This window comes from Paenibacillus sepulcri (assembly GCF_042647105.1).
Taxonomy (GTDB): Bacteria; Bacillota; Bacilli; order Paenibacillales; family Paenibacillaceae; genus Paenibacillus_Z; species Paenibacillus_Z sepulcri.
Genome location: NZ_JBHRUP010000002.1, coordinates 30,809 through 50,111, shown reverse-complemented (window position 1 = coordinate 50,111; position 19,303 = coordinate 30,809). Strand labels below are relative to the sequence as shown.

The 19,303-nt window shown below is 56.4% G+C and carries 13 protein-coding genes; all 13 read right to left on the bottom strand.

What is annotated here, in order from left to right:
* Positions 1–11: 11 nt before the first annotated feature.
* The 13 genes from ACFOLF_RS35390 to ACFOLF_RS35330 all read right to left on the bottom strand — a co-directional run bounded on the left by ACFOLF_RS35390 (position 12) and on the right by ACFOLF_RS35330 (position 19,302).
* A complete protein-coding gene (locus ACFOLF_RS35390) occupies positions 12–1,007 on the bottom strand; it encodes a sialidase family protein (protein WP_210045949.1) in 996 nt (331 codons plus the stop codon).
* 160 nt (positions 1,008–1,167) lie between these two features.
* A complete protein-coding gene (locus tag ACFOLF_RS35385) occupies positions 1,168–1,659 on the bottom strand; it encodes a hypothetical protein (protein WP_210045950.1) in 492 nt (163 codons plus the stop codon).
* 126 nt (positions 1,660–1,785) lie between these two features.
* Positions 1,786–2,712, bottom strand: coding sequence for a pectinesterase family protein (locus tag ACFOLF_RS35380; RefSeq protein ID WP_210045951.1), 927 nt, complete (start codon positions 2,710–2,712; stop codon positions 1,786–1,788).
* A 140-nt stretch (positions 2,713–2,852) separates the two neighbouring features.
* On the bottom strand, positions 2,853–3,755 hold the full coding sequence (gene dapA / locus ACFOLF_RS35375; RefSeq protein WP_379113229.1) for a 4-hydroxy-tetrahydrodipicolinate synthase: 903 nt from the start codon (positions 3,753–3,755) through the stop codon (positions 2,853–2,855).
* A gap of 36 nt (positions 3,756–3,791) precedes the next feature.
* Positions 3,792–5,801 carry an alpha/beta hydrolase family protein gene (locus ACFOLF_RS35370; RefSeq protein ID WP_210045952.1) on the bottom strand — a complete coding sequence of 670 codons (2,010 nt, stop codon included), beginning with the start codon at positions 5,799–5,801 and terminating at the stop codon, positions 3,792–3,794.
* A 59-nt stretch (positions 5,802–5,860) separates the two neighbouring features.
* A complete protein-coding gene (locus ACFOLF_RS35365) occupies positions 5,861–8,980 on the bottom strand; it encodes a glycosyl hydrolase 2 galactose-binding domain-containing protein (protein WP_210045953.1) in 3,120 nt (1,039 codons plus the stop codon).
* A 59-nt stretch (positions 8,981–9,039) separates the two neighbouring features.
* On the bottom strand, positions 9,040–11,415 hold the full coding sequence (locus ACFOLF_RS35360) for a glycosyl hydrolase family 95 catalytic domain-containing protein (RefSeq protein ID WP_210046031.1): 2,376 nt from the start codon (positions 11,413–11,415) through the stop codon (positions 9,040–9,042).
* Positions 11,416–11,434: 19 nt separating this feature from the next.
* Entirely contained in the window at positions 11,435–12,901 is a 1,467-nt protein-coding gene (locus ACFOLF_RS35355) for a DUF5060 domain-containing protein (RefSeq protein ID WP_210045954.1), read from the bottom strand.
* On the bottom strand, positions 12,898–14,364 hold the full coding sequence (locus ACFOLF_RS35350) for a DUF5060 domain-containing protein (protein ID WP_210046032.1): 1,467 nt from the start codon (positions 14,362–14,364) through the stop codon (positions 12,898–12,900). The genes ACFOLF_RS35355 and ACFOLF_RS35350 overlap by 4 nt, the downstream gene beginning before the upstream one ends.
* A gap of 236 nt (positions 14,365–14,600) precedes the next feature.
* Positions 14,601–15,959: an ABC transporter substrate-binding protein gene (locus ACFOLF_RS35345; protein WP_210045955.1), complete on the bottom strand. Its 1,359-nt coding sequence runs from the start codon at positions 15,957–15,959 to the stop codon at positions 14,601–14,603.
* A gap of 94 nt (positions 15,960–16,053) precedes the next feature.
* Entirely contained in the window at positions 16,054–17,436 is a 1,383-nt protein-coding gene (locus ACFOLF_RS35340; RefSeq protein WP_210045956.1) for an ABC transporter substrate-binding protein, read from the bottom strand.
* Positions 17,437–17,657: 221 nt separating this feature from the next.
* Positions 17,658–18,350: a hypothetical protein gene (locus ACFOLF_RS35335; RefSeq protein WP_210045957.1), complete on the bottom strand. Its 693-nt coding sequence runs from the start codon at positions 18,348–18,350 to the stop codon at positions 17,658–17,660.
* A gap of 70 nt (positions 18,351–18,420) precedes the next feature.
* Positions 18,421–19,302 carry an ABC transporter ATP-binding protein gene (locus ACFOLF_RS35330; RefSeq protein ID WP_210045958.1) on the bottom strand — a complete coding sequence of 294 codons (882 nt, stop codon included), beginning with the start codon at positions 19,300–19,302 and terminating at the stop codon, positions 18,421–18,423.
* Position 19,303: the final 1 nt, after the last annotated feature.

Below are 19,303 nucleotides of genomic sequence, written 5' to 3'. Positions count from 1 at the left end.
GAAACTCCTCCTCATGTCTTGTCTGCCTGGCGGCACAGGGGTATCCGGCAGAAAGCGATTCTTTCTCTTTTCCATGTATACGTCACATACAGATGATCTCCTCGAGCTACAACGGCCGGATAGGAATACTGCTTCTCGCCCTGATCGAGCAGGAGCTCGGAGTGCCATGTTTGTCCGTTGTCTTCCGATAATCGGATGACCAGCGGGGTTCGGGGTCCTTTGGTGCTGCCCTCCTCAGGGCGCACGGGATTGTAGACTAGCGCGAGCAGCCCGTCATCCGCCCTCACCAGATCGATTCCGCTGTTGTTATTGGGGAGGTCCGTCGGATACGCCGGACTCCAGGTTTTGCCGCCGTCCCGGGAATCGCTCCGATAGATGGCGCCTTCCGTACTGCGGGTCAGCATATGTACAATGCCCGGATGAGATTCCCATATTGCCGGCTGGATGATGCCTTTGCCAAGCAGAACGCTGTGGTCAAGAGGAACTGTTTCGCTGCGGACCCATGTCTCGCCCCCGTCCCGGGACAAATCCACAAAGGCATCCCAGGCTGGCTCCAGCGATGCCGGTGCCGCAATCGTGCCGTCGGACAGGATAACCGGTTTATTTTTCACCGGCCCTCTTCCTCCGACATCCCCCTCGACGAGCTGCTTCGGAAGACTCCAGGTAATTCCGCCATCCACAGAGCTCATGACCATCGTCGTCCATGACGATATGGTTTTTCCAATTTTATAATAGAGCAGGATCAATCCGTCGTCCCGGCGGAAAAGCACGGGATTCCAGTGCGGCATATCGTCTTGATCCGCCAGCTTCTCCGGGGACGACCAGACGCCGTCGGTTCTACGTGCTGCCCAGATGGCCACATCTCCGGCTCCCTCCCGCGAACCGCCGAACCATGCCGCAATGACCGTTTCATCCGGCAGCACGACCAGCGTAGATGCGTGGCAGCTCCGGAACGGCCGCTCTTCTTCAAAAATAAATTCCCTCGTCAATTCTCCATATGGACTCATCGCATTTGCTCCTTTGCCCGGTCCAGGGTACGCGCCATGCGGCCCCTCGACCTTCTGGAGTTCATTATAACGCGGGGTAAAATCCTATTTTTAGGCGGAATCCGCTTCTTCTATAGGGATATCCTGCGCAAGACGGCGAGCCGGAGATGGCGGCTGGCCCCTACTGATGCCGGATTGACGATGCTGCACGGTTTTTCCCGCTTAAAGCACCTGAACCTGGGGGCAGCCGTTCTGTAAGAAGGATTTTGCTTGCTGGAATTGGCGGCTGGCCCCTGCTGACCCCGGATTGGCGATGCTGCACGGTTTTTCCCGCTTTCAGTACCTGAACCTCCGGGCAGCCGTCTGCAAGAAGGATTTTGCTTGCTGGAATTGACGGCTTGCCCCTACTTGATGCCGGATTGGCGATGCTGCACGGTTTTTCCCGCTTAAAGCACCTGAACCTGGGGGCAGCCGTTCTGTAAGAAGGATTTTGCTTGCTGGAGATGGCGGCTTCACCGTGCCATACTTTCGCTTTCTGATATTGTAAGAAGAAACAGCGTCGTCGCGGATTTATGGCAGCAACCGCAATTTTCTTCATCTTATTCCAAATACTGTATGAATATTGGGCCTGATTTATATTTTCACAGTGTTCAAAAAAGATCGGCAAGACCATTTTCTATTCCAGGCTCATGAGATACATCCTGTAAAATGGATCTTACACACGCGCCGCAGCAGATCCGCCGTCTCCCATCATGACTATCCGGTTCGATCAACCACCAATGTTTCGGGATTCCACTCTTTACAATCCGCTGTAATCCACTGTCATTGCATCGGGATCCCATCCATCGCTTCCCCCCAGCGCGGACGACTTCAGCCCATCGGCTTCCGGCCCCGGCAGCCGTTTCGCCCAGGCTGCGCGGCTTTCCGTCCGGGCACCGGGACCGGTGCTGCCGAATTCGGCGAACGAGGCCGTCTTTTCCCGGCTCGGATCGCGCCAGTTGTCCCAGCCCGCCGGCCGGATGTGGCGGTCCATCCACGAGCGGACAAACGCGACCTTGGCGTGCGGCCGCCAAGGTCTGCCGAGACTGACGCTGTGCTCCGGCGCCGTGCCGGTCAGCTTGCAGTTGACAAAGACGTAGCCATAAGCCTGCTCCTCGGCTGTGGAGGCAGCGGTCACATATCCGCTATGTCTTCGGATGCTGTGAATTTCACATCGCTCGAACACCGCCGTCGCCGATCCGAATATAAAATCGACCGTTCCCTCGATGTAACTGTCTGCGTAATATTGTCTTCCCTGTCCGGGCGTGTACAAGGTATCCTGGTTGCCCCGGATGCAGACGTCGCGGAAGACGGCCCGGTCTCCGGCGACGGCCAGCGCCAGCGCCTGCCCTTTGTACAATCCGGCCTGATTGGAGAAGGTAAGTCTTTCCGCGTGGAAATCATCGGCGTAAACATAGGTGCTGGCGCTGTTGTCGTTGCCGATCTTCATGCCATCCTGTCCGATCATGTTCGCGTAATCCGAATAAACGAGCACAGTGCCCTCGCGGCTTTCCCCGATCAGACTTAGCCCCTTTTTGCTTGCCGGAACGATAACCTTCTCTTCGTAAATGCCCTTGCGGATATAAATAACCGTCCTCCCGCCGGAATGCTCCGGTGCAGCCGCCACCGCCTCCTGCACGGTCCGGAAATCGCCTTCCCCGCGGCTATCCACCACTATTGTCGCCACTTATCCTGTCCCCTTTCCCGATCCCATCCTCTAAATGCCTAACCCGCTTACTCGCATTTTCCGGACAACGGAACATCCCCGGTTATCCGACTCGAATTTGAATATGAAGCTGTATCCTGTTGTCATTCATTTATTGACAATTACAATTCCTCACGTATGCAGCCCAGCTCCCGGTAGTATCCGAGCACATGATCGAGCTCTGCGGAAGCATCCGGATTAAGCGGAGCGATCGGTGACCGGCATGGACCTGCCTCAAGTCCCATACGGTTCATCGCTTCCTTGAATACCGACGGCAGCGTCGCCTTCTGGTACACTTGCGACAGTGGAGCCAGCAGCGCCTGCGCCTTCTCGGCCGCCTCCTCATCGCCGTTTTGCCAAAGGTTATAGATGGATACAAGCAGCTCCGGCAGCACGTTGGCCGACCCGCTGACGCCGCCTTTTCCCCCAGCTCTCAGCGTCTGCAGGAGCAGAGCGTCCGAACCGGAGAGGACGGCAAATTCCGGCCCCGCAGCAGCAATGTACTGCTTAATCAAATCCAGGCTGCCGCTGCTGTCCTTGATCGCGACGATATTGCCGACTTTCGCAAGCTCCGCGACCGTCCGCGGCTCGAGATTGACACCTGTCCGTACGGGAAAATTGTACAGCACGATCGGCAGCGATACCGACGCGGCGACACTCCGGTAATGGTCGATCAGCTCCTGCTGGGTGAAGGGAAGAAAGTACGGCGCGATGATCGACAGCGCATCCGCTCCGATCTCCTCCATCCGCTCGGACAGCGCCGCGACCTCTCTTGTGCTGATGCCGCCCGTTCCCGCATAAATCGGAACCTTTCCCTTCGCTTCTTCCACGACGATCTTCATGATCCGGATTTTCTCCTCTTGCGTAAGGGAGAAAAATTCCCCGTTCGTGCCCAGACCAAACAGCCCGTGTGCGCCGGCGTCCAGAAAACGGCGGACAAACCGGCGCAGCGCGCCCTCATTTATTTCCTGGTCCTCCGTAAAGGGCGTCATAATTACAGGAATAACTCCTTGCAGCAGCTTCACTTGCTTCAACCTCCATCATTCGATTCTTGGAACAGATCAATTGGCCCGGTTAAGATCAGCTTCGACTGCGGCGGGTTCCGCTTCCCGCTTCAAACGGCCTTCCGCCTCCAGCCACCGGTCCATGTCCGGCAGGTCAAAATACCGCAGCATGCCGGGAAGTATATAGCTGAGCGAGTCTTCAGGCTCGCCCCATGGACTGCGGATCCATTCCGCCAGGCTGCCGAAGGAGCGGTCCATCCTGACGCTTTTTACCTTCGGCTGGAGCATTGCGGCCCAGCCCGCATATACCGCATACCTGCCGCAGCCGTATAATTCGATATCCTCTTCGTCGATCACATCAGCCATTCCCGCTGCCAGATCCACGGCGCGCAGAACATCATAGACGCGCATGGCCGCCAGACTGTCACCAAGCCACATCAATTCATCCGTATGCTTGTCGAGAACACCGAACAGCTTATACGGATCTTCGTCCGGTTCGTCCAGATGCGGCAGAAGAGGGCCAACCGCTGTAGGATTGAGCACCATAACGATTCTACCCGCCGAACAGGCCTGCCGGATCCATGAAGCATGCGGCTCCAGGCAATGTGTCCCGCGGTCCCAAACTGCTATGGTTACCGGACGTTTGCCGCTTTCCGGACAGTCGTCGCTGAAAAACAGGGCATGATTCAACAAGCCGCGCTGGCTCCACCATACGGCGCGGCTTACCAGCATCCCGTCATACACGCCGCCTCCGGCATGGCGGGGATTCAAGTCAACGGGGCACCGGCCCGCATAAACGGCTGATCGCAGCCATTCCACAGCCTTTTGCTTCAGCATACCGCCCTGAAGCTGCCGTCTCTCCGACTCGATCTCTGCAAGCCGCTTTCCATTCTCATCGTATATGCCCATTGCCCCATCCAGCTCTCCGATCACCTGTCCGCTCCGGGTGCACCACAGCTGCTCCGGCGGCAGCAGCTCAATGCTTTTCTCAGCCGGAGGCCCGGAAGTCTCCAGCAGATGCTTCGAGAAGAACCGGACGGCCGCGCGCACCAGCGGGACAGTGAAGCGGTGCGCGTTCTCGTCCTCGTACAATTCCAGACGGTCGCCCTGTCCGAACAGCTCCCAGAACCTTTTGTTCACTCCGACCGTATGACGCGGCCCCTCGATCGGGACGGAATCGTATGTTGTCGCAAGCACAAGAACCGGACGGGGCGCCATGGCAAGCACAATATCCTCATGATCGAAGCCGGACGCCGAGAAGCCGGGCCATTTCTGCTCCGCGTCCTGCGTCTTGCCGGTAAGCAGAAAGTACGGGCGGTTCATGATGAATCCGCCGGGTGCGGCAGCCGCTAACCGGCGGTCGTACATCATCAGGAGCGAGGTCTGCATCCCTCCGCCGGAATGGCCGATTGCTCCGATCCGGTTCGGATCGACCTCCGGCCGGGTGCATAAATAGTCGATCGCCCGGATTGCGTCGTGCAGCATGAAGCGCGCCAGGCTGTCGCCCATCGGCATGAGCCTGCGGCCGGCATTCTCATGATCCCGCACGCTTGACATGAGGGCCTGCCTCGTGACCGGGTCAAACAAGTTCAACCGCTCTCCCTGGCCGATCGGATCAATCGCCAATACGACAAGTCCGGCATGAACGAGGTGATGGCAGGCGGTCTGATATTCGTCGCAATGCTTGGCCTTCTCGCGGTGGCCGCATAACAGCAGCACCGCGCCGCGCGGCCGTTCGATGCCCGCTGGAACGTATAAGTTCGCGGTTACATGCACATTGGGCCTCGATTCAAATATCACTTTCTCGATACGGAAGCCGCTGCCCTCGACGATCCCGGAAATCCATGGATTCAGCGGAGTGTCCATTGGCGGCATGCCCCCGACGGACCGCTCGATGCCTTCGCGGACGGCCATCTGCCGGCGCTCCACGTCCGCAATCGTTTGAAGCTTCGCCCGCTCCCGTTCGCCTTCCGCCGCCGCGCGCATCGCTGCTTCGTATACCAGCCGCGGCAGCTGGCTTCTCACATCGAAGCCTGCAACCCGCGAGTTCTCGAGTTTTTCCCACATGGCCGAATAGTCGCCTCCTCCTTGAAATCGCTGGAAACGCTTGAATCGCTGCACCGGAATTATGCCTGCCTTTCCTGACTGGACACCGACTGCACCGCAGAGGCTTCATGACCGCGGCCGGAACTCCCCAGCAAGGAAATAAGGAACCGGTCAAGCACCGGATTGCAGCCAACCCGTCCGGCAAGCGGCAGAGCGATGAAATAGATGACGCCCTTCCCGAGAAGCTTGCTTGCAACGACAGGCAGCTTAACCTTCTCGCCGGCCGAGCGCCTGTACAGATAGGTGAACACAATGGTCTCCAGCCCTTCCCCGGCCAGCTGACTGTCGGCAATTCCCTCGATCCGCCCGCAGCTCTTGTCATAGAAGTAAGAGAAATCGTCTTCTCTCATCCATTCCAGGCCGGGCGTTCCTCGTTCAATCGCCAGCGTGTATCTGGTTTTCATTCTGACCGCTTCCACATCGGCCCCTTCAATCTCCCAGGCATCCTGCTCGCCTCCGCTGCCGCTGCCGCGGATCAGCAGGAGTGAAGCGCCTTCCCTCACCCGCTTCAGCAGGGAAGCCTTGCGGACCGCGAATTCCTTGCCTGACGAGACGATAAGCGGAATATCGCCGCGCCAGTCCGCACCCTCATCCGCCCCGGTCTCCGCAACCGCCTCCGCGGAGAGCCGCAATGAGGCGGCAAGCCGCTTGGCATCCTCTCCGATATAAGCGGCCTTAACCGGAAGACCCCCGGCTGCAATATCCGGAAACGCTTCGAATGCCAGGCGTTCCCGGTTCACGGCATTTCCCCTATCGTCAAGCAGGGAAGCGTCCACATACAGACAACGCCTTTCCGTGACCTGAGGAACGGTGAAGCGGATCGTGCCCGCATACTTCGAGGCCGTATGCGGGACGGACTCCGCAGGCAGCTCATAATGCCCATAATCGCCTGCTTCGTCCCGCAGCGTCGCGAGAATGCGGCAGTTCTCAAGCGCATTTGCCGTATCATTCAGAAGCCACACCTCGATCTCCAGCTGTTCCCCCTCGTACGCCTTCAGCCTGTCGCAGCGCAGATGAACGCGGACCGGCTCCAGACAGGAGCGGTAAATGAAATAGGCCGGCTTCGGGACCCGGTCGACGCCGACCAGCGCCTTCATCCAGCCGGAAGGCCATGCGTCAATCAGCAGATGCACGGCTGTGGAAACGACATAATCGGCTCTTCTTCTCCATGCGTCCGTCATCCATTTCGTCGCCAGGCTTTGATGCCGCTGGCTGGCGCGAATCCATTCCCCGATCGTCCGCTGCTCCGTATACCAGTCGCCGTGCATGCCGTATGTCTGCGCACGGACGATTTTCTCTGGGGTCCAGAGCTCATTTTCGCTTTCGCCGGCTGGAAGCCATTCCTTGGGATAATAAGCCCTCATGACATCCAGATTATCGAGCCCCTCCGCTCCGTATTCGCCGCAGCCCGCCTTCCATCCCTCCCGGATGGGCGGCAGGAAGCCATGGTGCATTTTGCCGACGGGCATAATATTGTCGGTGTACCACATGGTGTAGCAATGAAAATCGGGAAGCCCCTCGCGGGTAGGCGGGTCGTAATCTCCGTCGGTATTCTTGACGACGCGATCCGGATTCTCGATATAAATCGCCTGCCTGGCCGCGACGAAGAACGCTTCCAGTTCATCGCGGAACAGGAAGCGATGGCCTTTCCTTCTCTTCTCCGTCCGCGAAGGCTCATTGATCAGCGATACGATGACGGAGGACGGATGGCTCCTGATGAGCCGCTCCATCTCCGCCGCCTGCCGCACCGCTTCGACGAACTGATTGCGCCGGATATGGCCGAACGTCGGCAAATCGCTTTGGTGCAGCATGCCAAGACGGTCGAAATAATCGTAAATCTCTTCCTGCACGGGACGCTGCGTCATCCGGAAAAAATTCATATTTGCCAGCTTGGCGATCAGGATGTCGTCGATCAGCTGCCCGTCATCAGCGCGCATCACACACTGCTGGAGATGGCCCATCTCATTGGCGCCGCGCAGTATAATCGGGCGGTTATTGAAATAGAGAGACCCCTTCGGCAGCGACTGTTCATCCAGTTGAAATTTACGCATCCCGAAATGGCGGTCCTGACAATCGGTCCACTGGCCGCCGCTCCTCAGCGAGACGCGGGCTATATACAAGCAGGGCGATTCCAGCTCCCACAGCCGGAAAGCAGGCAATTCGATCCTGTACCGGAAATAGTTCATACCCGGACCGGCATACGCTATAACGAACGGAAAAGGACCGTATGTCTCACCGGTGAAATTGTCCGGCAGGATTTCGATGCATATTTCCCTGTCCTCGATCAGTCCGTCCGTCGCGTTCTCCGCATCGACCCATATCTCCGCATACGCTTCGTCTATATTAGGCCTGACGAATATGTCCTTGATGAACAGCGGCGGCCTTTCCTCCACATACACCTTGTTATACAAGCCGGCGCCCGGAGGGCAGTGATGCCAGCCGCTGTCCGGATCATCCCACCCCGGACCGGTCGCCGCATATATTTTGTCCCCGTCCAGCAGCGTTCCTCCGACACCCATCATGGGATAATCGTTTTGCACTTCGATCACAAGCGTATTGTTCTCCTGCAGCAGCTCCGTCACGTCGAATTCGAAAGGGGCGAAGAAGCCCTCATGCGCGCCTACGCATTTGTCATTGAAATAGACAGCCGCCTTGTAATCGACTCCCTTGAATGCGAGATAAACGCGATTGTCCGGCGAAGCCGGGCGGAAAGCGAATTCGGAGCGGTAATATCCCGTCCAACGCCCTTCTTCATCCGTCGGTCCCCGAAAATCGGGAATGCCCGCCGTCTCCCATTCGCCCGCGCCCTCCAGGATGCGCCGGAACCGGCTGTCCTCCTCCGCCTTGTAACGGAATTGAAATTCGGCCAGTTCTATCCGTGTTCGCCGCAGGCTGGCCGCAGGCGCAAGCTTCCGCAGAAATGGAGCATAACGGCCGCGAAGCTGCTCAAGCTGCTCCTGGAAAAGGGCAAGCTGCTGCTCATACGAGGCTTCCTCCGGTTTATCCGATGCTTGCCGGCCGGGCGCAAAATAGGTTTTCTGATAAGCTAACGGCGGGATCTCCTTAAAATGTTCCCCATTAGACGGATGCTCGCGGGAAGCGATTTCCGCAAACGGGTCGTGCTGACGATGTCGCTCCATTTCATGCCCCCTGGCGGAAAATTATAATTCCGGCAGCACTGCGCCGCCGGATTTCTGCGTTATAGAGCTTCACTCCTGTCCATCTCGCCTGCGTTTCCCATAAACGCTGAAGCGCGCAGCTCACGGCGCACCGGGGTCAGGAAATAAGTTCTGCCCGCTTCTGCTTCGAATTCCGTGATGAACCCGTCTGAGGTTCGTGCGACCTCCGCCTGATCCGCAGCGATATGCAGCGTCATCAGCGGATAAGCGTATACGACCCGGCATAATCCGCTCTTCGTCGCGATAATCCGGCAGCCTGCAAGCTGTCCATCAGCCCATTCCAGATCGACTGTATAACCGCCGCGCGCCCTTAGTCCCTGAACGCTGCCCTGCTTCCAGGCGCCCGGCAGCGCCGGCAGCAGATTCAATTGTCCGCGGTGAGACTGCAGCAGCATTTCCGCAACGCCCGCCGTTCCGCCGAAGTTGCCGTCAATCTGGAACGGGGGGTGATTGTCGAACAGATTCGGCAGCGTGGAGTTGGCAATCAGCAGCTTCAAATGCTCATAAGCCTTCTCCTGCTGTTCCAGCCGCGCCCAGAAATTCACAATCCATGCCCGGCTCCAACCCGTATGTCCCCCGCCGTTTTCCAGCCTGCGCTCCAGCGCCCGCGCCGCCGCCGCCGCCCATTCCGGCGTATCGCGGACATGGATCATTTCCCCGGGGTACAGGGCAAAGAGATGGGAGATATGCCGATGTCCCGCTTTGGCCTCATCCCAGTCCTCCAGCCATTCCTGCAGCTGGCCGTATTTGCCGATCTGCGGCTGAGGCAGACGGCGCAGCGTATCCTCCCATTTGCGGCAAAGCATCTCGTCCGTCGGCACCGTCTTCGCCGCCTCCAGGCACGCGCTTAGCAGCGTATACACAATTTGCGTATCCATGGATGGAGCCATGCAGAGCGAACCCACTGCTCCATTGGAACGAATAAAGCGGTTCTCGGGTGAAGTGGAAGGTCCGGTTATGAGCCGTCCCTGCTCATCCTCCGTCAAGTAGTCCAGGAAAAAATCCGCCGCTTCGCGCATGACCGGGAACGCCTTCTCACGCAGAAACGCCTCATCCATGCCGAACCGGAAGTGCTCCCATAAATGCAGGGAAAGCCAGGCCGCGCCCATCGGCCATACCGATGCCGGCATATGATTGCCTTCGATTTGCGTCGATCCCCACATATCCGTATTATGATGGGCGACGAACCCGCCGCAGCCGTATATTTCGGAAGCCGTTCTTCTGCCATTGGGCCTCATCCGCTCGATCAGATCGAACAGCGGTTCATGGCATTCGGACAGATTGCATGATTCGGCAGGCCAATAATTCATCTCCGTGTTGATGTTGATCGTATACTTCGACTCCCAGGACGGGGTATAGCTCTCGTTCCATATCCCCTGCAAATTCGCAGGATTGCTGCCGGGGCGCGAGCTGGACATGAGAAGATAGCGCCCATACTGGAAATAAAGCGAAATAAGCGGAAGATCCTCTTTTCCCTCCTTGAAGCGTTCCAGCCGCACATTGGTCGGGACCTTCTGCGCAAGGGCGCCGCTGTCAGGGGACCCGAGCTCAAGCCGGACCCGCCGGAATTTGGCGGTGTGCTCCGCAGTATGGTCCCGCTTCACCTCCATGAAGCCTTTGCTTGCCGCCGCCTCCACCTGCCGGAGGCATTCCGCTTCGGGGTTGTCGAAGCGGAATGTCGTGGCCGCCGACAGATAGAGCGTGACCTCCTCGGCATGGCGGACCAGCAGAAAATCCCCGATCGTCTGCACCGTTCCTCCCTTGGCGGAAGCCTTGAGCGCGGTGCAGAAGGAGATGCCGTTCTTCCCGCATTCCCCCTTCATCAGCAGGCTGTCGCCGGTGGGCGTAGCCGTGCCTTCGTCGAAGGGGCGCCGGCTCAATTGAAACCGGAGGTTCAATTTGCCCGGCGTCTCGCTGGCAATCCGGATGACGATCACCTGATCAACCGAGCTGCTGAACATCTCGCGCTCATAGCGTACGCCGTTCAAGCGGTACCTTACATGCGCGATTCCCTGCCCGATATCAAGATCCCGGTAATAATCCGAGATCATCTCCTTCTCCCCATTATGGTAAATGTTCAAATCCCCGAGCGGCTGATACGGATTCAGCGATTTCGGAATCGACATCATCCCCATCTGGGCCAGCTCCTCCGCCTCCTGCTGCCGCCCTTCCCTGAGCAGCCGCCTGACTTCGGGCAAATTCCGTTTCGCCTCGGGATTATCTCCGTTCTTCACGCCTCCGTACCACACGGAATCTTCATTCAACTGCAGCCTTTCCAGATAGACCTTGCCGAAAATCATCGCTCCCAGCCGTCCATTGCCGATCGGCAGCGCCTCATCCCAGATTTTGGCCGGCTTGTCGTACCAGAGCTTTGATGAATAGGGTGCGGATTCCATTGTTTTATCCAAGGCCGTGTCACTCTCCCGTTATAGCGTTACTATCCTCATTGACCCTTTGAATCCGTAAAGCATAATAAAGCTCCGATGGCAGCTCGATGCGCGATCTTCCTTCAAACCGCCCCTCTAAAGGGGTTACCGTCATGTTCCAGGTGTCGATCAAATCCGCTTTGTACGTTCCTTCGGGGAAGGCAAATTCCCGGAAAGCGAAGCGGTGCGGTCCGAAATACTGAAAATAAAAGTCGCCGGCGATTTCCAGCGTCGAAGCGTCGTAGCGAGCGGTGCAGTATTTGATCGAATCCGGCGCCTCCGCGAGCAGCCGCGCCAGAAAAGCGATCCGCGGCACGCTTGCTCCATGGAGCTCTCCTCCATGCGACCACCAGAGAATATCGTCTGGATGGACGTAGGTTTCCCCGTGCGTCACATAGCCGCCGCGGAACGTCCCTTCCCAAATCCGGCATACCATCTCTTCCGGCGTAAGACTGCCCCATCGGGTATGGATGTTGCCTTCATAACCGCATTCGTCGATCACGACCGGCTTGCCATAATTGCGCGTGCATCCGGAAACGGCCTTGACATCATTGGTTTGGATGCTGGCATGGGTAACCCAGGGCTTCCCGTAATCGTACCGCTCGCGGCAGTTATGGATCGAACGCAGATGATTGCCGTAATCGCATTCCTGAACGATGCGGAAATACCGGTCCCAATCCTCCGGCTTTTTCTCTGTCATCAAATCATATTCATTGGCGAGCGACCACCATACATTCCGGTAAGCGGCCAGTCTGGCGAGCGTATAGCGCAGATAGCGCTCATCCTGCTCCGCGTTCATCCGGTCGAAGCCCCAGCGCCCCTTGTCGTACGGGTGAAGCAGGATCAGATCCGCCTGGATGCCGAGCTCCGACAGCGCCAGAACATGACGCTCCAGCTCCCCGAAATATGCGGGATTGAATTTTGCAAGATCGAATCCGTCCCTTGGAGATCCATCGAACGGATAATGCTTCGGCTCATCGGGATTAAACAGGTACGACTTTGGAAACAGACACATGCGAAGCTTGTTGAAAGGTGAAGACTTCAGTGTCTGCAGCGTCTTCTCCCGCAGCTCCCCGTCTTGCAGATGCCAGACATAGCATGTTGTGCCCAGCGGAAAATAGCGGGTACCGTCCGCATATCCGAATAGTGTCTCGTCCTTGACCCGCACTGGGCCGTGATTGCCGGCCGAAGGCGGGGTGCAGTGAAATTCCCCGACAATTTTGTCCAGGTACCGGCAGCCGCTTACGGTCGTATATGTCCAGACGCCCTCCGTTTCAGGCATAAAACGGACGCGGTACACGCCGTCGCCATCATAGAAGCCGTCGGCCTCGAACTCCTGCGTTCCTATTCTGAACCTGGCTCCAAACTGTATGTCGACAAACGGATTGCCATCGTCCGGCCCCGCCAGGCTGAGCTCAAACACGCCCCAGCGCTCTACCTCTTTCGTAACCTTCAAGCGATTTCACTCCTTGCGAAGCCATGATTGTTTTTGCGTATGCGCAGGGCCATATATGGGCGGCCGGGAAGCTCGACACGGAAGCGTCCCCGGATCGAACCGATAACCGGAGTTACAGTCATGTTCCAGGCATCGATCAGCTCGATGGAATACGAGCCTTCCTCCGGCAGGGCTACTTCATAATAGGCATGCTGATGCCGTCCGAAATAATACAGGAAATACTCGCCATTTCTTGCGGAGCCCAGCCAATCCTCAGGTCCTTCCTCCATAATCCGGCGCAGGAAAGCGATTCTGTCCATGCTTTCCCCGTACAGCGCGCCGCCCGACGATACCCAGGCCCGCGTTTCCTTATCGGTGAAGGCTTCACCGTGGGTGACGTATCCCCCACGCGCCGCCGTTTCCCAGCAGCGGTGCGCCATCTCCTCGCCGGAGATGTTGCCCCATCTCCGGGAGCTGTTTCCCTCATAGCAGATTTCATCGATCACGACCGGTTTCGCGGCCATGCTTCGCCACTGCGTCGTCAACTCGGGGTCCCAGTGCTGAATGCTCTGGTGGGTAATCCAGGATTTCGTATAATCGTACAGCAGCGAGGATTCGTACATCTTGGTGCCGTTGTGGATGGAACGCAGATGCTGGTAAGGATCGATGCGCTGGACGAATTGAATAAGCCTGTCCCAATCCTCCACCGTCTTGAATTTATTGAAATCGTACTCATTGGATAAGGACCACCATACATTCCGGTAGGCTGCCAGGCGTGCAATGATATACCGCAAATAGAAAAAATCGGCTTCCCGGTCCATGCCGTCGAACCCCCACTCGCCTTTATCGTAAGGGTGGAACAGTATCAGATCGGCCTCGATGCCAAGCCGCTGCAGATCTCCGAGCCTTTGCTCCAAATGGGCAAAGAATACCGGGTTAAACCGCGAGCGGTCCGCATCCTCCGGACAGGTTCCGGCAAAAGCGATATGCGGCGGTCTCATCCCCCGTGTCGGCAGTATGCACATCCGCACTTTATTGAAAGGGGAGTCCCGCAGCGTCAGCAGCGTCAGCTCCTCATTCTTGTCATCCCCATGGTGGGTCCAATGATAGCAGGTCGTGCCAAAAGGCATATACGCGCTGCCGTCCTCATAGACAAACCGGTAATCGTCCTTCACCCGTACGGGGCCGTGATTGCCAGGTGACGGCTGGATGCAGAGAAACTCGCCGCGATGGCCATCCAGCCCGGTGAGGCTGCTTGATGTCTCGTATCTCCACGGCCCGGTTTCATCCGGCATGAAGCGGATGCGGTAAACGCCATCGCCGTCATAGAAGCCTTCCGGCTCAACCGTGCGGTTTCTGTATTGAAAACGTGCGGAGAACCGGACGTCCCGGTACGGATTTTCTTCCCCTTCGGACGGGACATTAAAGCTTAGCTCAAACATTGCCCATCGTTCCACTTCCTGCATAGTTTGCCGGACTTCCATCAATCGTTTCGCACTCCTTTCATCCCGATCGTTGCCCTCATTATACTGCGATCCTTTTCGCCGATTATAGGTGATGATCACTTAATCTATAGGTGATTTATGCTATCAGCCCGCGGCAGGGACATAAGCTTTTCCACGGGCTAAAGGAAGACACGCTGCAGGGATTCGGTTCCTGATGCCAAATTTCGATAAAACCCGAAAGACAACATAGGTGGAATCAGTCTCATAGGGCTGCCTTATTGGTATTGGGTTCCATCGCCCCCTGCCTCCACGGCCGCCTTCGTTTCCGCAAGCTGCTTGTCGATCATTTCATTGACGACCCGAAGCGCCGTAGAGCTGTCCTTGGACTGGTCAAATATATTGGGCTGAAACACCTGCTGCACCGGAGGGTTGATAAACGTCAGACCCGGCTTGCGGGATGCTGGCATGGCGCTTTTCAGAGCAAAAATACCTGCGGTATGCTTATCCTTCATCTGCGGAATATTTTGCGCGAAGGCCTGCTGGACAGCCTCGCTGTTCAGCGGGCTGATGAGCGCGTCCCTGGATCTGGCCTCCTGAACCTCATCCGACAGCAAATACTGGATCACCTGAAAAGCAAGATCCTTATGCTTCGACTCTTTCGTGATAAACAGACCGTTCGCGTTCGGCTGGTATTTGTACGCCGGCGCTTCCGGAAATACAGGAACTGATGCGATGTCGAAGTTCAAATCGGGATAATCGACAGACCAATTCAGCACATTCTCGATCACATCCACCGACATCGCCATCTGCCCTTTGGGGAAGTCGGTTGTCGTGGTGAACTGGTTGCCGGGGATTTCATAGAAGCGTCTGATGTTGTTGACGATTTTCAGCCATTCCGGCGAATCAAGATCCCCCTTGTCTTCATTCGGATCCAGCACGGGCTCGGACAGCTGATTGTAATACATATAATGGCTCGGATGCTGCTGGTAGCCCTTGTAGGTGATATCGCCATCCTGACGGGTCATCTTCTGGGCCAGCGCATAGATTTCGTCGTAGGTCATGCCGTCCTTCGGATAATCCACGCCGTATTTATCGAACAGGTCCTTGTTGTAGACGAGAACATAATCGTTTAATTCGAATGGCAGCGCGTACAGCTTGCCGTCCGATGCCGTTTTGGTCTTTTCCATGCTTCCCGGGTCCAGCTGCTTGATATCGAAATTATATTTTTTGACCATATCCGACATGTCATATTCCAGGCCGAACTTCTCGATCATGCGGTGGGTATTGCGGTACGTTTCCTCGAGTACGATGTCGGGTATGGTTCCTTTGGCTATCAAATCCTCGTACCTCGTGCCATCGTTCCAATGGACATGCTTCAGCGTAATATCGGGAAACTTCTTCCTGATATATTGGCCGATCAGGCGGTCGAAGCTGGCTTCGTCCTCATAGGTTTTATTCTGGGCCGTATAGAAGAACAGCTCGTTGTCACCCGAATCTGTCCCGTCTGAGGCATTGCTGCCTTCTGCGGTCCCGGACGTCTGGCCGGCAGTGTCCGCGGACTCGGTATTATTGAAGCAGCCGGCGGCTCCAACGAGCACAATAAGTGATGCAAGCAGCAGCATAATCTTTTTCATTTTGTGTATCCTCCTGATTGTTGGCAGATCGAATTTTATACTTTCTTATATGGATATAAAGACCTCCCCATTCAGGAGAGGCCTTCGCAAACTGTTATTGATAGGCGGTTCCGTCGCCTCCGGCTTCTATCGCCGCCTTGGTCTCGGCCAGCTGTTTGTTGATCATTTCATTGACGACCCTAAGCGCCGTCGCGCTGTCCTTGGACTGCTCGAAAATATTCGGCTGGAACACCTGCTGCACCGGCGGGTTAATGAACGTCAGGCCCGGTTTGCGGGGCGCCGGCATCGCGCTTTTCAGAGCGAACAGCGCTTCGGTATGCTTGCTGCTCATCTGCGGAATGTTCTGGGCGAAAGCCTGCTGGACCACATCGGAGCTCAGCGGCCCGATAATCGCCTCCTTCGCTCTTTCGGCCTGCACTTCATCGGAGAGCAGGTATTGAATAACCTCGAAGGCAAGCTCCTTGTGCTTGGACTGCTGGGTAATGAAGAGCCCGTTCAGGTTGGGCTGATATTTGGCGCCGGGCGCTTCCGGAAATACGGGCACCGACGCGATGTCGAAGTTCAAATCCGGATTTTCGACCGACCATCTCAGAACGTTCTCCAGCACATCGACGGACATGCCCATCTGCCCTTTCGGGAAGTCGCTTGTCGTGGTGAACTGATTGCCGGGAATCTCATAGAAGCGTCTGATGTTGTTGACGATCTTCAGCCAATTGTCCGAATCCATCGCGCCTTTATCCTCATTGGGATCAAGCGAAGGCTCCGACAGCTGGTTGTACATCATATAATGGCTCGGATGCTGCTGAAGCCCTTTATAGGTGATATCCCCGTCCTGGCGGGTCAATTTCTTGGCCAGCTCGTAGGCTTCATCGTAGGTCATACCGTCCTTTGGATAGTCCAGACCATATTTATCGAAGATATCCTTGTTATACGCCAGTACAAAATCGCTCAATTCAAAGGGCAGCGAATAAATTTTGCCGTCCGAAGCCGTTTTCACAACCTCCATGCTTGCGGGGTCCAGCTTGCTGATGTCGAAGTTGTACTGCTTGATCAGATCCGACATATCGTATTCCAACTTGAATTTCTTGACCATTCTGGAGGTATTGCGGCGAACCTGCTCGAACACGATATCCGGAATCGTGCCTTTGGCGATCAAATCCTCGTATCTCGTGCCGTCGTTCCAGTGGACATGCTTGAGCGTAATATCCGGGAACTTCTTCTTGATATACTGGCCGATCAGCCTGTCGAAATTCGCTTCGTCTTCATAAACCGGATTTTGTGCGGTATAGAAGAAAAGAGTGTTGTCGTCCGCCTCACCGCCCGTATCATCGGGGGTCGTCGGTGTATTCTCTGTTCCGGGGTTCTCTGCGGTATTGGATTGCTCCGGCGTTCCGCCGCCATTATTGCTGCCTGTGCAGCCGGCTATGCTTGTGAGCGTCAAAATAACCAGCAGAGCCGAGATGAACAATTTGTTCATGAACATGGATTCCTCCCTTATAGGATCAATCTGATTTAGAAGCGCTTTCATTACAAAGTGCGTGCCGCGCTCAACTTGGCCGCATCCCCCCCTTAATCATAGATAGAAAAGGCCAAACTCCATTCATAGCGAGCTCCTTACTAAAATTACCATGGAACAAGAGCAGAATTATGGGCTTATATTTTCACCTTTATAGGCGGTTTGCTTCATCTGGGGGCGGCTTATTCAGCGTCCGCCGCCCAATGGATGGCCGCATCGAAAAGCTTCCAGCCCTCGTCGGTATGATAGATAATGTCCTCCGGTGACAGATAGAAAAACACGCGGCGTGCGGGTGCTGCATTCCCGATCATATTTTTCGCTCCCGTATCGTAGGCGCAGATGAGCGCTTTCTTGTCGTCATCCGGAGCCGTTGCAATCACCGACACCTCTCCGCCCGGCACCACGAACTGGAAGCTGCCGTCGGATTTGTAGACATCCACGCTGCCGCTAAGTCCGGCGGCCATCGGATGCTTGCTGTCCTTAATCGTAATGGTCTTGCCGATAAATTTGCCGTAGTCGGTATTCTCCTGTGTGCCGGATACATCGTTATAGCTCATCACCTTCGGGGAAGAATAGATGACGGGAACGGGGGTATTATACAGCTTCGTGCCGATATTGCCGGCGCTGCTGATGGAGGAGTTGATATAAACAAGCGAGTAGTTCTTCGCTTTCTCATCCGTAATCTCCCGGTCGGTCATCTCTGTCACTTCATAGCCAAGCTCCGTCAGATGGCCTTTCGTCAGCGTATCTCCAATGGTGTCGTTGCCGACATAGATAACCGTTTTCTTCTCCGGCTCATCCGAAGCGGAGTTTGAGCATGCTCCCAATGCCACCGTCATCAACACGGCAGCCAGCATCAGAATCATACGTTTCATTGATTCGATTCCCCCATCCCAATTCGATATTGACTAGCTTATTCCAGTGTATTTCTGCCCTTGACGCCAGTTATTGCGGCGGCGACAGCACGATCCTTCCTTCCTCCAAAGTCACCCGGATTTTGTTCTTGTTCTTCATGCCGATCGCATCGAGATAGGCAGACGGAATTTGCAGACGGCACGCCCTGTCCAATACCGCATATTCGATATGCGACTGCTCCGGCTGCTCCGCTCCGGCGCCGCTGCCCAGCTCCTCCAGCTCCTGCGCATAGGATTTGCGCCGGATCATTTCCGAAGACGTCTTGCCGTCGCGGATCGCGATGACGCGGTCCACCTTCCCGGCCAGCAGCGGGTCGTGGGTGACGATCACGATCGTCAGTCCGAGGCTGCGGCACAGATTCCGGAACAGATCGAGGATCTGATTGGCCATATTGGAATCGACCGACCCCGTCGGTTCGTCAGCAAGCAGCAGCTTCGGATGATTGGCCAGCGCAATGGCGATGGCCACCCGCTGCTGTTCGCCGCCGGAAAGCTGGTTCAGCCGGTTTTTCCGTCGGTGGCTCAGACCGACTGCATCGAGCATCTCAAGAGCGCGGATCTGCTTTCGCCGTCCCTTAAGCAGAATGGGCAGCTCGACATTCTCCTGCGCGGTCAGGTACGGAATCAAATTCCGGGCGTTGTTCTGCCAGACAAAACCGACGCTTTCCCGCTTATACAGGACCAGCTCATTCTCCGATATTTGCAGCAAATCCTTCCCGTCCACAGTCACCTGTCCGGCGGTGGGGCGGTCAAGCCCCCCAAGCACATTCAGCAGGGTCGATTTGCCGCTTCCGCTGTTGCCGATAATCGCTGTCAGCTCGCCGGCCTCCACATGCAGATCAAGACCCTGCAGGGCCACCACTTCCAAATCGGCCCGTTTATAAATTTTCACCAGATTTTCACACCGGATCATC

Excerpts from the sequence above, each read along its gene's own strand:
- ACFOLF_RS35390 (WP_210045949.1), bottom strand. The coding sequence starts at position 1,007 with ATGAGTCCATATGGAGAATTGACGAGGGAATTTATTTTTGAAGAAGAG.
- ACFOLF_RS35385 (WP_210045950.1), bottom strand. The coding sequence starts at position 1,659 with ATGGTCTTGCCGATCTTTTTTGAACACTGTGAAAATATAAATCAGGCC.
- ACFOLF_RS35370 (WP_210045952.1), bottom strand. The coding sequence starts at position 5,801 with ATGTGGGAAAAACTCGAGAACTCGCGGGTTGCAGGCTTCGATGTGAGA.
- ACFOLF_RS35365 (WP_210045953.1), bottom strand. The coding sequence starts at position 8,980 with ATGGAGCGACATCGTCAGCACGACCCGTTTGCGGAAATCGCTTCCCGC.
- ACFOLF_RS35360 (WP_210046031.1), bottom strand. The coding sequence starts at position 11,415 with ATGGAATCCGCACCCTATTCATCAAAGCTCTGGTACGACAAGCCGGCC.
- ACFOLF_RS35350 (WP_210046032.1), bottom strand. The coding sequence starts at position 14,364 with ATGGAAGTCCGGCAAACTATGCAGGAAGTGGAACGATGGGCAATGTTT.
- ACFOLF_RS35345 (WP_210045955.1), bottom strand. The coding sequence starts at position 15,959 with ATGAAAAAGATTATGCTGCTGCTTGCATCACTTATTGTGCTCGTTGGA.
- ACFOLF_RS35340 (WP_210045956.1), bottom strand. The coding sequence starts at position 17,436 with ATGAACAAATTGTTCATCTCGGCTCTGCTGGTTATTTTGACGCTCACA.
- ACFOLF_RS35335 (WP_210045957.1), bottom strand. The coding sequence starts at position 18,350 with ATGAAACGTATGATTCTGATGCTGGCTGCCGTGTTGATGACGGTGGCA.
- ACFOLF_RS35330 (WP_210045958.1), bottom strand. The coding sequence starts at position 19,302 with ATGATCCGGTGTGAAAATCTGGTGAAAATTTATAAACGGGCCGATTTG.